Origin of the sequence: Streptomyces sp. NPDC057617, assembly GCF_042800555.1 — a bacterium.
Classification (GTDB): Bacteria; Actinomycetota; Actinomycetes; order Streptomycetales; family Streptomycetaceae; genus Streptomyces.
Window position 1 is genome coordinate 1 of the sequence record NZ_JBHVGV010000018.1, and the last position, 12589, is coordinate 12589.

Consider the following 12589-nt stretch of genomic DNA (forward strand, 5'->3'; position numbering starts at 1 on the left):
TGGCGTTGACTTTTGGCACGCTGTTGAGTTCTCAAGGAACGGACGCTTCCTTTGTACTCACCCTCTCGGGCTTTCCTCCGGGCTTTTCCCTCCGGCCTCTCGGCTGACCACTACTTTAGCCGAATCCCCGCCCAGCTCATAATCGAGCTATTTGGATTCGAATTCCGGCATGCCGAAATCGCACCCGTTGGGGTTCGATCATCAGTAGTGGGTGGCCGCTTCGGAAGCTGCTGAGCAGCAGGTCCCGTGTCAAGCGGCTCGGGCAACGTTAGGCGGATGAACGGTACGAGTCAAGTTCGTCGGCGTCGGGGCGCATGGGCCCGATAAGGGCTCACCGAGGGGTCTCCCGCGATCCAGAAACGCCACGGATGCGCCGCGCCGTCGCCGCCGACTCCGGTGCGGGGGCCGCTGCGGACCTGGTCAGCCGGTACGGGGGTGCCGGCCAGCAGCGCCAGCGGGGCATCGGGGCCGGCGCACATGTCCGTACCGTTGAGGGCGCGGTCGACATCGAGGGCGGTGGCCAGGCGGGCCGGGCCTTTGGCCAGTTCCCTGTGGTGCCGGGCCGAGAATCGACGTTTATGTGCCAGCTCCGCGCCCACGCGGATCTCGCCCGCTCTGAGCAGGACTCCGCTCGCCATGCCCTCGGGGCCGCACACGACGTTGAGGCAGTGCCACATCCCGTAGGTGAAGTAGACATACGCGTGACCGGGCGGGCCGAACATCACTCCGTTACGGGCCGTGCGGCCGCGGAAGGCATGGGAGCCGGGGTCGATCTCGCCCGCGTACGCCTCGACCTCGGTCAGCCGGAGTTCGATCGGGCCGTCGTCCGTACCCCGTACCAGCGTCCGGCCCAGGAGGTCGGGCGCGACCTCAAGGACCGGGCGGTCGAAGAAGTCCCGGGAAAGGGGCATACGGTCGGGGCTCTCCATGGCGTATGAGCGTACCGGGGAACCGGCTACGGTCGGAGCGCGTATGTAGGGGTCAGGACCTAGAAGGAGTGAACATGGGCTTCAAGAAGCTGCTCGCGAGCCTCGGCGCCGGTGGTGCGTCCGTGGAGACGGAGCTGACCGAGTCGAACGTCGTGCCCGGCGGGGTGGTGCAGGGTGAGGTGCGGATCGAGGGCGGTTCCGTCAACCAGCGGATCCAAGGGCTCTCCGTCGGTCTCCAGGCGCGGGTCGAGGTCGAGGGGAACGACCAGGAGCTGAAGCAGAACATCGAGTTCACCAAGCAGCAGATCGGCGGCGCTTTCGAGGTGCAGGCCGGGGCGGTGCACGTGGTGCAGTTCGGGCTTGAGATCCCGTGGGAGACCCCGGTCACCACCATCGACGGCCAGCAGCTCCGCGGCATGAACATCGGTGTGACCACGGAACTGGCGATCGCGCAGGCGATCGACTCCGGCGATCTCGACCCGATCAACGTCCACCCGCTGCCGGCGCAGCAGGCGATCCTCGACGCCTTCATCCAGCTCGGGTTCCGCTTCAAGGCGGCGGACATGGAGCGCGGGCACATCCGTGGGACGCGCCAGCGGCTGCCGTTCTACCAGGAGATCGAGTTCTTCGCGCCGCAGCAGTACCGCGGGCTCAACCAGGTCGAGCTGACCTTCGTCGCGGACGACCGGGAGATGGACGTCATCCTGGAGATGGACAAGAAGCCGGGTCTGTTCACCGAGGGCAGCGACTCGTTCCGCTCCTTCCAGGTGGGGCTCAACGACTTCCACACCACGGACTGGGCCGCGTACCTCAACCAGTGGCTCGCCGAGGTCGGTGGCCGTCGTAACTGGTTCTAGGTACGGGTTCTAGGCTCGGCGTCGCAGGGTGGATCGGCCGGCGAGAGCGCCGGCCGGACAGCCGATTCGGAGGTTCTGACGTTGACCGAGGGAAAGAGGGCTCCGCTCCCTCATGACTTCCATCCGCGGGTGCCGTCGTTCACGGTGGTGAGCGATGACATCGCGCCCGGGGCGGTGCTGAAGGACGCGCAGGTCTACGCGGCCGGGAACACCTCTCCGCATCTTCGGTGGGAGGGTTTTCCGGCGGAGACCAAGAGCTTCGCCGTGACGTGCTTCGATCCCGACGCACCGACCGGCAGCGGGTTCTGGCACTGGGTGCTGTTCGACATCCCGGTGTCGGTCACCGAGCTGCCGGCGGGCGCGGGCGGCGGTTCGTTCGAGGGGCTGCCCGAGGGCGCCGTGCACGCGCGGAGCGACTACGGGTCGAAGGACTTCGGGGGCGCGGCGCCGCCGGCCGGGGATCCCGCGCACCGTTATGTGTTCACGGTGTACGCGGTGGACGAGGAGAAGCTGGGTCCTGACAGCGATGCCTCACCGGCGTTCGTCGGGTTCAATCTGCGGTTCCACGCGCTGGCCCGTGCCCAGCTCATTGGCGAGTACGCGACGCCGGCCGAGAGCTGACCGTTTTCCTTTTGTTTGCCCTGCCCTGGTCTTGGAGAGATCTGGGCAGGGCACTTTTTATTGTGTTGTCCCCCTCGGCGTGCCCGGCGAGAGTTGATCCCAAGCCCGCCAGGCGGCGGGCCGGCACACGGGAGGTGGGCGGGATGCGGGACACGCTGGTACTGAATGCGAGCTTCGAGCCGCTGTCGACGGTGACGCTGAACCGTGCGGTGGTGCTGGTGCTCCAGGACAAGGCCGTCGTCGAGCAGGCTCATCCCGGTCTCCGTGTGCGTGCGGCCGCTGTGGAGCTTCCGGTGCCCCGGGTGATCAGGCTCTGCCGTTATGTGCGGGTGCCCTTTCGAAGACAGGCCCCGTGGTCGAGGCGGGGTGTTCTGGTGCGGGACCAGCATCGTTGCGCGTACTGCGGCAGGCGCGCGACGACGGTGGACCATGTGGTGCCGAGGTCGCGTGGTGGCACCGACAGCTGGCTGAATACGGTCGCTTCGTGCGCCGAGGACAACCACCGGAAGGCGGACCGTACGCCGGAGCAGGCGGGGATGCCGCTGCTGCACGAGCCGTTCGTACCGTCTCCGGCGGACGCGATGCTGCTGTCGCTGCGGGCGGGTGAGCGTTCGGAGCTGCCGCAGTGGCTGATAGGTGTGCGGTCCGCCGCGTAACACCGCGGGTGTGCGACGGAAGGTGTACGACGAGAGCCCGTCCCCGGTACGGAAGTTCCCGGGGGCGGGCTCTTGTGCGTACGGTTCGGGCCGGCCGGTGTGTCAGCCGTACCGGCGCAGCAGGAGCTGCACGATCGCGATCACGCCGACCACCACGATCAGCGCGCGCAGCGCGACGGGTGGCAGGCGGCGGCCGACTTTCGCGCCGAGCTGGCCGCCGATCGCGGAGCCGACGGCGATGAGGAGGACGGCCGTCCAGTCGAAGTGCGCGACGAAGAGGAAGTAGAGCGCGGCGACGCTGTTGACGACGGCGGCGAGGATGTTCTTGACGGCGTTGAGGCGTTGCAGGCTGTCGTCGAGCAGCATGCCCATCAGGGAGAGGTAGATGATCCCTTGGGCGGCGGTGAAGTAGCCGCCGTAGACGCTGGCGAAGAGCAGTCCGGCGAAGAGGAGCGGGCCGCCCTGGGGGCCCGTGGTGGTGCCTTTGCGTGCGCGCCGGGCCTGGACGGCTCTGGTGAGGCGGGGCTGGAGGATCACCAGGACGAGGGCGAGGGTGACCAGGACGGGCACGATCGTCTCGAAGGCCGTGGTGGGCAGGACGAGCAGCAGGGTGGCGCCGGTGAGGCCGCCGATCAGGGCGGCGGCGCTCAGGCGCAGGACGCGGCGGCGCTGGCCGGTGAGTTCGGCGCGGTAGCCGATGGCTCCGCTGATCGATCCGGGTATCAGCCCGAGGGCGTTGGAGACGGTCGCGGTGACTGGTGGGAGGCCGGTCGCCAGCAGGACGGGGAAGGTGATGAGGGTGCCGGAACCGACGATGGTGTTGATGGTGCCGGCACTGATGCCCGCCATGAATACGGCGAGCATCTCCCAGTTGGTCACGTGCGTTGCCCTTCGCTGATCGGTGCCGGATGCACCGATCATGCATGAAGGGGGTGATGGATCAGTCCAGCGGGGGGTCCTGCCTGCGCTCCTTGCCGTTTCCGGTGTCAAAGCCGGGCATCCCGCCGCCGAGGTTTCCGAAGGCTCCGCTGAGTCCCTTGAGGGCGTCGCCGATCTCGCTGGGCACGATCCAGAGCTTGTTGGCGTCCCCTTCGGCGATCTTGGGGAGCATCTGGAGGTACTGGTACGAGAGGAGCTTCTGGTCGGGGTCGCCCGCGTGGATCGACTCGAAGACCGTACGGATGGCCTGTGCCTCGCCCTCGGCGCGCAGGGCGGCGGCCTTGGCCTCACCTTCGGCGCGGAGGATCGCGGACTGCTTCTCGCCCTCGGCGGTGAGGATCTGGGACTGGCGGATGCCCTCGGCGGTGAGGATCGCGGCACGCTTGTCGCGGTCGGCGCGCATCTGCTTCTCCATCGAGTCCTGGATGGAGGTGGGCGGTTCGATGGCCTTCAGCTCGACGCGGTTGACGCGGATGCCCCACTTGCCGGTGGCTTCGTCGAGGACACCGCGCAGGGCCGCGTTGATCTCCTCGCGGGAGGTGAGGGTGCGCTCCAGGTCCATGCCACCGATGATGTTGCGGAGCGTGGTGACGGTGAGCTGCTCGATCGCCTGGATGTAGCTGGCGACTTCATAGGTCGCGGCGCGGGCGTCGGTCACCTGGTAGTAGATGACGGTGTCGATGTTGACGACCAGGTTGTCCTGGGTGATCACCGGCTGGGGCGGGAACGGGACGACCTGTTCGCGGAGGTCGATGCGGTTGCGGATCGAGTCGATGAACGGGACCACGATGTTCAGTCCCGCGTTGAGGGTGCGGGTGTAGCGGCCGAACCGCTCCACGATGGCGGCGCTTGCCTGCGGGATGACCTGGATCGTTTTGATCAGGGCGATGAATACAAGCACCACCAGGATGACCAGGACGATGATGATTGATGGCATCGCGTATCTCGGGCCCTTCGCTGCCGGATGTTCTGATGATCGAGTTTCTCAGACCAAGTGCCTCTGTGGGGAGGGTTCCCCGGGGTTGGCTCACATCACCACGGCTGTGGCACCGTCGATTTCGACGACATCGACCTGCTGGCCGGGTTCGAAGGCCATGTCCGCGTCGAGGGTGCGTGCCGACCAGACCTCACCGGCCAGCTTGATACGGCCACCACGGCCGTCGACCCGTTCGAGGACGACCGCCTGACGGCCTCTCAGCGCGTCAATTCCGGTGGCGGCGCCGGGGTTCGAGCCTCGTTGCCGGGCGGCGAAACGCCGTACCACCGCGGTGAGCGCGACGGACACCACGACGAACACGAGGACTTGGGCCACCACACCACCGCCGAGCGCCGCGGTGACTGCGGCGGAGACCGCTCCGGCGGAGAACATTCCGAATTCGGGCATCGCCGTCAGAACCAGCGGAATACCCAGACCGACAGCGCCGATCAGCCACCACACCCACGGTTCGATATCCACCTGGTCATGGTAGGTCCGGCGATCCCTGTGGGGACAGGGGTGATATCCGGTCAGGTGAGCGGCAGTCCCTGGGCGGTCCAGCGGTCGCCGGCGCGCTCGACGACGAGCGGGAGGCCGAAGCAGAGGGAGAGGTTGCGGGAGGTGAGTTCGGTCTCCATGGGGCCCGCGGCGAGGACCTTGCCCTGCCGGATCATGAGGACATGGGTGAACCCCGGTGCGATTTCCTCGACATGGTGGGTGACCATGATCATGGAGGGGGCGTACGGGTCGCGGGCGAGGCGGCCCAGTCTGCGTACCAGGTCCTCGCGCCCGCCGAGGTCGAGGCCGGCCGCGGGCTCGTCGAGGAGGAGCAGTTCGGGGTCGGTCATCATGGCGCGGGCGATCAGGGTGCGCTTGCGCTCGCCCTCGGAGAGGGTGCCGAACTTGCGGTCGAGGTACTCGGTCATGCCGAGCCGGTCCAGGAAGGCGCGGGCGCGCTGCTCGTCGACCTCGTCGTAGTCCTCGTGCCAGGTGGCGGTCATGCCGTACGCGGCGGTGAGGACGGTCTGCAGGACGGTCTGGCGCTTGGGGAGCTTCTCGGCCATGGCGACGCCGGCGATACCGATACGGGGGCGCAGCTCGAAGACGTCCACCTTGCCGAGCCGGTCGCCGAGGATCGTCACCGAGCCGGTGGTCGGGAAGAGATAGCTGGAGGAGAGACTGAGCAGGGTGGTCTTGCCGGCGCCGTTGGGGCCGAGGATCACCCAGCGCTCACCCTCCTTGACCGACCAGGAGACATCGTCCACCAGAGCGCGTCCGTCGCGGACCACGGATACGTCCACCAGCTCCAGTACATCGCTCATGAGCGCGTTGTCTCCTCATGCAATCGTCTTGAGGTTCCGGGGTTGCGCCTGTAGGCGCAGCTCCCAGGAAAATCTACGCCACCGGTCGAGTGGTCCGGGCCCGAGGTCCGTTCCCTAGGCTGGGGCCATGCTTTCGCAACCACGCTCAGGATTGCTGGCCGCTTGGGGAAACGCCCTTCTGGCCGGGTTTGTATCGCCGGACGACGCGGTGGCCGCCATGGTCGGCGACGACGCCCTGCACCGGGTGGAGGGGCTGCCAGGCGAGACCGGTCCGGTCGGGCTGACGCTGGCGCTGGGGCGGCTGCGGGCGCTCGGGGTGACCGGGTACCGGGTCGCGCTGCCCGCGCCCGGGCACCCGCTGGGGCTGAGCGGGCCGCCGGAGTTCAATGCCCGGGCGCTGGAGGCCGAGGAGGCGGTGATCGCCACGGGCGCTCCGTACGGTCTGGTGCCCGAGGTGACGGCGGTGGGCCCGGACGGGGACCGCCATGTCGAGGTGCTCTGGCACTGTCTGCCCGTACGGGAGGCTCCCCCGGCGGACGTTCCCTCACTCGGAGAGGCGGAGCGTGAGCTGGCGGAGGCACTGCGGGAGGCGACGGAGGTGCTGTCGCGGCTGGATGTGGCGGCCTCGGGCCCGATGGCGGAGGCGGCGCTGAGCGCGTACCGGGCACGGGCGGAGCGGGGCCGGGAGGTACTGGCGCCCGGTTATCCGCCGCGGGCGATGCGGGTGCTGGAGCTGGCGCAGCGGATCGGGCTGCTGGTCTCGCTGGCGTACGAGCACGGGCACGGCGGTGCGGTGAGCGCGGCGGAGATGGCGGCGCGGGGGGCGGCCCTGCGCCCGGTCGAGCGGGTGGCCCGCCGGGCGCAGGTCGCTTCGTACAACGCGTACGTGGAGGAGCGGCAGAGACAGGAGTCCCTGCCGCGGTACGACGACTAGTGGTCGCCACTAGTGGTCGCTACCAGTGGTTGCTAGTGGTTGACCGAGGCGTTGCCGAACGCCGGGTTCAGCAGGCCGATCACATTGAGGGTGTTGCCGGTCGCGTTCACCGGGATGTGGACCGGGATCTGGACCGTGTTGCCGGAGCCGACACCCGGGGAGTGCGTGGCCACACCGTTGGCGTGGGCGCCGCCGTCCGTGGCGAACGCGGCGCCGGCGGAGGCGCCCGCCGCGAGGCCGGCGGTGACGAGAACCAGAGCGGCCTTCTTGGCAACCTTCATGGAATGTTCCTTAATCGCGTGATCAATGACCGCGGCAGTACGCCGTGGTTACGCCATGAAGAACGCCCGCGCGGCGATCAGGATGCGCCGTGTGGGTGACATACACACGACGGTATGAATCTCAGACCGGAGGACGACGTTCCGGTTCGGCCCGCTCAGCCCGCCGCCCCATGTCGGACGGCCCAGAGCGCCGCCTGCGTACGGTCCGAGAGGTCCAGCTTCATCAGGATGTTCGAAACGTGGGTCTTGACAGTCTTCTCGGAGAGCACCAGGGCCCGGGCGATCTCCCGGTTGGAGCGTCCGTCCGCGATCAGGCCGAGCACCTCGCGCTCCCGGTCGGTGAGTGAGGTGCCCCGGCCCTGGCCGCTGCCCGGGTCGTCCTGTGCCAGCAGCGCGCCCGCGACCTCGGGCTGGAGCAGCACATGTCCCGCGTGGACGGAGCGGATCGCACCGGCCAGCGCCTCCGGATCGATGTCCTTGTAGACATAGCCACAGGCCCCGGCGCGCAGGGCGGGGACAACCGTGCGCTGCTCGGTGAAGCTGGTGACGATCAGCACCCTGGCCGGATTGGCGAGTTCGCGGAGCTTGCGCAGCGCCTCGATACCGTCCATGCCGGGCATCTTGATGTCCATCAGCACGACATCGGGGCGCAGTTCCTCGGTGCGGGCGACCCCCTCGCCGCCGTCGGAGGCCTCGCCCACGACCTCGATGTCGTCCTGGATCTCCAGGAACGTACGCAGGCCCCGGCGGACCACCTGGTGGTCGTCGACCAGCAGGACCCGAATGGCCTGCGTGCTGCCCGCCGCCCGCCCGGCCGCCGCTCCTGCCCCGTGCCGGACGCCGTCCCCGTGCTCGTCAGCCACCGGGCACCTCCATCTCGATCGTGGTGCCCTGCCCGGGCGCCGATTCCACCCTGAGTCTGCCGCCGGCGCCGCTCGCCCGGGCGCGCATCGAGACCAGCCCGAGATGGCGTCCCGCCCTGCGGACCGCACGCGGCTCGAATCCCTTGCCGTCGTCGGTGATGCTGAGGACCGCACCCTGGCCGCGGCGGGCGAGAGCGACCTCGACGCGGTCGGCGCCGGAGTGCCGCAGCGCGTTGTGCAGCGCCTCCTGGGCGACCCGCAGCAGCGCCTCCTCCTGCGCGGCGGGCAGGGCCCGTATGCCCGAGGTGTCGAAGGTGACCTTGGCGGAGTGGGCCCGGTCGAGCACCTGGACATGCGTACGGAGGGTGTTGACCAGGCCGTCCTCGTCGAGGGCGGCGGGGCGCAGCTCGACCACGGCGGCGCGCAGCTCGTCGGCCGCTTCGGCGGCGAGTGCGGCGACCTGCTGGAGTTCGCCCTTGGCGCGGGCGGGGTCGCGGTCCACCAGAGCCGCCGCGGCCTGGGCGGTCAGCCGGAGCGAGAAGAGCTTCTGGCTGACGGCGTCGTGGAGTTCATGGGCGAGGCGCGAGCGCTCCTCGGCGATGGTGAGTTCGCGGCTGCGCTCGTACAGCCGGGCATTGGTGAGGGCGATCGCGGCGTGCTGGGCCAGGATCGCTAAGAGTTCCTCGTCCTCCTCGGTGAATCCGCAGCCTTCGGTGCGGGCGGACGCCGGTCGGGGGCAGCGCTTGTTGGCGAGGAAGAGCGCGGCGATCGTCTCCTCGCCGTCCCTGACCGGCAGCCCGAGGAAGTCGGACATCGTGGGGTGGGCGGAGGGCCAGCCCTCGAAGCGCGGGTCCTTCCGTACATCGGCGAGGCGCTCGGCCTTCTCCTCGTGGAGCATCGCCGCGAGGATGCCGTGCTGGCGGGGCAGCGGGCCGATGGCCTTCCACTGTTCGTCGCTGACGCCGTCCACCACGAACTGGGCGAAGCCGCCGTGGTCGTCCGGGACGCCGAGCGCCGCGTACTCGGCGTCGAGCAGTTCGCGGGCCGAGGCGACGATCGTCTTGAGGACGTCGCGTACCTCCAGATGCCTGCTCATCGCGAGGAGCGCCGTGCTCACGGCGGCGAGTCCGGAGCGGGGTCGGTGGCTCATGGTTTCACCGTACCGGCGGGCAGTACGGCCCGTATCGGCCCCGGGACGGCCTCCGACCGGGGCCGATGACCTAGGTCCTGCCGGCCCGAGTCCTCCTCCGGGCCCGGACTCCCGCCCCATGCCCTCCCCCACCGGCCTTAGGTCGAAGTGCCCCGCGCAGACCGGGCCGGCGTCCGAGGTGGCCGGGACGGCGGCGTTCCTACGGTGGGCGGCACCGGCGGGCATCGAGGCACGCCGGTGATACGGGAGGAGCGGCTGCCATGCCGACGGCGATCATCACGGGGGCTTCGAAGGGGCTGGGGCGCGCGCTGGCCGTGGCGCTGGCCCGGCACGGCTGGGATCTGGTGCTGGACGCCAGGTCCGTACGGGTACTGGAGGAGGCGGCCGGGGAGGCGCGGGCGTACGGGACCCGGGTGGTGGCGCTCGCCGGGGATGTCACGGATCCCGGCCACCGTACGGAGCTGGTGGCCGCCGCCGCGGAGCTGGGAGGGCTCGAACTGCTGGTGAGCAATGCCAGCGCGCTGGGCGCGGAGCCGCTCGTACGGCTGGACGCGCTGCCGCTCGACGGGCTGCGGGCGGCACTGGAGACCAATGTGGTGGCGGCGCTGGGTCTGGTGCAGGAGGCGCTGCCGCTGCTGCGCGCGGGTACGGCGGGCGCGGTGATCGCGGTCAGTTCCGACGCGGCGGCGGAGGCGTACGAGACCTGGGGCGGGTACGGGGCGTCGAAGGCGGCGCTCGACCAGCTCGCCGCCGTACTCGCGGTCGAGGAGCCGGAGCTGCGGGTGTGGACGGTCGATCCGGGGGACATGGCGACGGATCTGTACGCGGCGGCCGTGCCGGACGACCAGGATCCGCGCCCGGATCCGGAGTCGGTGGCGCCCGGTTTTCTGCGGCTGCTGGAGCGGCGGCCGGCGAGCGGCCGGTACGCGGCACCCGGTCTGCTGGACCCGAAGTGAGCGTCGTGAGCGTCCTTGCGGCGCTGCGGGTGCCGGAGGAGTTGTCGGCTCGGGTCCCGGCGGAGCAGCGCGGTTCGGGCAGGGACGACGTACGGCTGCTGGTCTCGCGCGGTACGGAGGTGACGCATCACACGTTCCGTGAGCTGCCGGGGCAGGTCCGGGCAGGGGATGTGCTGGTGGTCAACACGTCGATGACGCTGCCCGCGGCGGTCAACGGGCGGCTGGGCGGGCAGCGGGTGGTCGTGCACTTCTCGACGCGCGGCGAGGACGGCCGGTGGGCGGTCGAGCTGCGCGAACTGTCCGCGGCTTCCGACGCGGGGGCCGGTACGACAGTGCCCCGGCCCGGGGGTCCACCCGGGGCGGTCGTACGGCTGCCGGGCGGCGAGCACCTCGTACTGGAGGAGCCACTGGACCCGGAGGGGGTCCGGCTCTGGTGGGCGCGGGTCTCGTACGCCGATGTGCCCGGGCTGCTGCGCCGGTACGGGCGGCCGATCCGGTACGGGTACACGGAGCGGGACCAGCCGCTGTCCGCGTACCAAACGGTTTTCGCGCTCCCCTCCCCCGACGGCTCGGGCTCCGCGGAGATGCCGAGCGCGGGCCGTCCCTTCACGGCGGCGCTGGTCGCGGAGCTGGTGAGCCGGGGTGTGCTGTTCGCGCCGCTGACGCTGCATACGGGGGTGGCCTCGGCGGAAGCGCACGAGCCGCCGTACCCGGAACGCTTCGAGGTGCCGGGGACCACGGCGCGGCTGGTGAACTCCGTCAGGGCGGCGAGGCCGGCGGCAGGAACGGGCGGGGCACGGGACGGGGAGACGGGCCGGGCTGTGAGCGGAGCCGCGGGCGGGCGGATCATCGCGGTCGGTACGACGGCGGTACGGGCCCTGGAGTCGGCGACCGGGGCCGACGGGGTGGTGCGGGCCGCCTCGGGGTGGACGGATCTGGTGATCACGCCCCGGCGCGGGGTGCGCGCCGTGGACGGGCTGCTCACCGGCCTTCACGAACCGGAGGCCTCGCATCTGCTGATGCTGGAGGCGATCGCCGGCCGCGAGGCGCTGACCCGCGGATACGAGGAGGCGCTGGAGCGGCGCTACCTGTGGCACGAGTTCGGGGACGTCCACCTTCTGCTGCCGCCGGAAATACCGCAGAAACGCGCTCACCCTTCGCATTGCTGAAGCAACTTCGAGTCATGTTGATCTATCCCGAGTGTGACCCCGCGCATAGGACGTGGATCACTTACGAAGGCCACTAGTCGACAGACAAAGGGGTGCGAGAGTGGCATAAACGGGCATCTTGCCGCCCGGCAAGTGCCCTGCGCCACTACTCAGGGTCGTACGTCACACCTTTGCCAGGCCATTTTGCTGCCGCTAAGAATTGCGTCCGTCGCCGCCGAGCTGGCTGGCCAACCGGCCTTCGCGACTCCCCGCAATCCGAAGAGGTACGTCTTCCATGTTCTCGTCACGCATCGCTGATCTCCGTAGCCTGACCGGCCTGAACACGACCACGACCCGTAAGGCCACGCTGGCAGGCGTCGCGGCCGCCGGAGTCGCGGCCCTCACGTTCTCGCTGGTCCCCACCGACGCCTCCGCCGCCCCCGTGAACGCTTCCACCGCACCGGTGGCCGCGGCGGCAGCCAAGGTGAGCGCGCAGGCCACGACCGTGAAGGCGAGCACGACCAAGCAGCAGATCACCGCCATCAAGGCGGCCGGCACCAAGGCCGCGGACAAGGCGACCTACCCGGACAACCTGGACGGGTGGATCCGCGAGGCGCTGTCGATCATGAAGAAGAACGGCATCCCCGGCTCGTACGAGGGGCTGCACCGCAACATCATGCGGGAGTCGAGCGGCAACCCGTGGGCGATCAACCTGTGGGACATCAACGCCAAGAACGGCATCCCGTCGAAGGGCCTGCTCCAGGTCATACCGCCGACCTTCAAGGCGTACCACGTCAAGGGCACGCCGAACAACATCTACGACCCGGTCGCCAACATCGTGGCCGCCGCCAACTACGCGGCGGACAGGTACGGTTCGATGGACAACGTCAACAGCGCCTACTGATCAGGCCTGCATGACGCGCGCCGACGCCATGTCTGCGCACCGACGCCAAAGGG

The 12589-nt window shown here is 69.6% G+C and carries 15 protein-coding genes; 7 read left to right on the top strand and 8 right to left on the bottom strand.

What is annotated here, in order from left to right:
- Positions 1 to 290: 290 nt before the first annotated feature.
- Complete coding sequence (locus ACFU9P_RS31825; protein ID WP_376382495.1) at positions 291 to 929, bottom strand: DNA-3-methyladenine glycosylase; 639 nt, start codon at positions 927 to 929, stop codon at positions 291 to 293.
- A gap of 74 nt (positions 930 to 1003) precedes the next feature.
- Here ACFU9P_RS31825 and ACFU9P_RS31830 point away from each other — a divergent pair, with 74 nt between their 5' ends.
- The 3 genes from ACFU9P_RS31830 (at position 1004) to ACFU9P_RS31840 (ending at position 3063) form a co-directional block, all read left to right on the top strand.
- Positions 1004 to 1786, top strand: a complete 783-nt coding sequence (locus tag ACFU9P_RS31830) for a sporulation protein (RefSeq protein ID WP_376382497.1) — start codon at positions 1004 to 1006, stop codon at positions 1784 to 1786.
- A gap of 81 nt (positions 1787 to 1867) precedes the next feature.
- A complete protein-coding gene (locus ACFU9P_RS31835) occupies positions 1868 to 2407 on the top strand; it encodes a YbhB/YbcL family Raf kinase inhibitor-like protein (protein WP_384087582.1) in 540 nt (179 codons plus the stop codon).
- Between the two features lie 143 nt (positions 2408 to 2550).
- Positions 2551 to 3063, top strand: a complete 513-nt coding sequence (locus tag ACFU9P_RS31840) for an HNH endonuclease (RefSeq protein ID WP_217309283.1) — start codon at positions 2551 to 2553, stop codon at positions 3061 to 3063.
- A gap of 102 nt (positions 3064 to 3165) precedes the next feature.
- Here the strand turns inward: ACFU9P_RS31840 and ACFU9P_RS31845 are convergent, their stop codons facing one another.
- The 4 genes from ACFU9P_RS31845 to ACFU9P_RS31860 all read right to left on the bottom strand — a co-directional run bounded on the left by ACFU9P_RS31845 (position 3166) and on the right by ACFU9P_RS31860 (position 6300).
- Positions 3166 to 3942 carry a sulfite exporter TauE/SafE family protein gene (locus ACFU9P_RS31845; RefSeq protein WP_376382501.1) on the bottom strand — a complete coding sequence of 259 codons (777 nt, stop codon included), beginning with the start codon at positions 3940 to 3942 and terminating at the stop codon, positions 3166 to 3168.
- Between the two features lie 61 nt (positions 3943 to 4003).
- The gene (locus ACFU9P_RS31850; protein WP_376382503.1) at positions 4004 to 4939 is read right to left on the bottom strand and encodes an SPFH domain-containing protein; all 936 of its coding nucleotides are present in this window, start codon (positions 4937 to 4939) and stop codon (positions 4004 to 4006) included.
- Positions 4940 to 5029: 90 nt separating this feature from the next.
- A complete protein-coding gene (locus ACFU9P_RS31855; protein ID WP_376382504.1) occupies positions 5030 to 5458 on the bottom strand; it encodes an NfeD family protein in 429 nt (142 codons plus the stop codon).
- A 50-nt stretch (positions 5459 to 5508) separates the two neighbouring features.
- Positions 5509 to 6300, bottom strand: coding sequence for an ABC transporter ATP-binding protein (locus ACFU9P_RS31860; RefSeq protein ID WP_376382506.1), 792 nt, complete (start codon positions 6298 to 6300; stop codon positions 5509 to 5511).
- Positions 6301 to 6427: 127 nt separating this feature from the next.
- Between ACFU9P_RS31860 and ACFU9P_RS31865 the strand changes: the two genes are divergently transcribed.
- Positions 6428 to 7234: a hypothetical protein gene (locus ACFU9P_RS31865; RefSeq protein WP_384087589.1), complete on the top strand. Its 807-nt coding sequence runs from the start codon at positions 6428 to 6430 to the stop codon at positions 7232 to 7234.
- Between the two features lie 32 nt (positions 7235 to 7266).
- On the opposite strand, the gene ACFU9P_RS31870 is transcribed toward ACFU9P_RS31865, so the two are convergent.
- The 3 genes from ACFU9P_RS31870 to ACFU9P_RS31880 form a co-directional block, all read right to left on the bottom strand.
- Positions 7267 to 7515 carry a chaplin gene (locus ACFU9P_RS31870; RefSeq protein ID WP_376382510.1) on the bottom strand — a complete coding sequence of 83 codons (249 nt, stop codon included), beginning with the start codon at positions 7513 to 7515 and terminating at the stop codon, positions 7267 to 7269.
- Positions 7516 to 7670: 155 nt separating this feature from the next.
- Entirely contained in the window at positions 7671 to 8300 is a 630-nt protein-coding gene (locus ACFU9P_RS31875; protein ID WP_384087822.1) for a response regulator, read from the bottom strand.
- Between the two features lie 70 nt (positions 8301 to 8370).
- Positions 8371 to 9528: a GAF domain-containing sensor histidine kinase gene (locus tag ACFU9P_RS31880; protein WP_376382511.1), complete on the bottom strand. Its 1158-nt coding sequence runs from the start codon at positions 9526 to 9528 to the stop codon at positions 8371 to 8373.
- 260 nt (positions 9529 to 9788) lie between these two features.
- Here ACFU9P_RS31880 and ACFU9P_RS31885 point away from each other — a divergent pair, with 260 nt between their 5' ends.
- The 3 genes from ACFU9P_RS31885 (at position 9789) to ACFU9P_RS31895 (ending at position 12536) form a co-directional block, all read left to right on the top strand.
- Positions 9789 to 10484 carry an SDR family NAD(P)-dependent oxidoreductase gene (locus ACFU9P_RS31885; RefSeq protein WP_384087593.1) on the top strand — a complete coding sequence of 232 codons (696 nt, stop codon included), beginning with the start codon at positions 9789 to 9791 and terminating at the stop codon, positions 10482 to 10484.
- 5 nt (positions 10485 to 10489) lie between these two features.
- Positions 10490 to 11653 carry an S-adenosylmethionine:tRNA ribosyltransferase-isomerase gene (locus ACFU9P_RS31890; RefSeq protein ID WP_384087596.1) on the top strand — a complete coding sequence of 388 codons (1164 nt, stop codon included), beginning with the start codon at positions 10490 to 10492 and terminating at the stop codon, positions 11651 to 11653.
- 274 nt (positions 11654 to 11927) lie between these two features.
- Positions 11928 to 12536: a transglycosylase SLT domain-containing protein gene (locus tag ACFU9P_RS31895; protein WP_384087599.1), complete on the top strand. Its 609-nt coding sequence runs from the start codon at positions 11928 to 11930 to the stop codon at positions 12534 to 12536.
- Positions 12537 to 12589 lie beyond the last annotated feature (53 nt).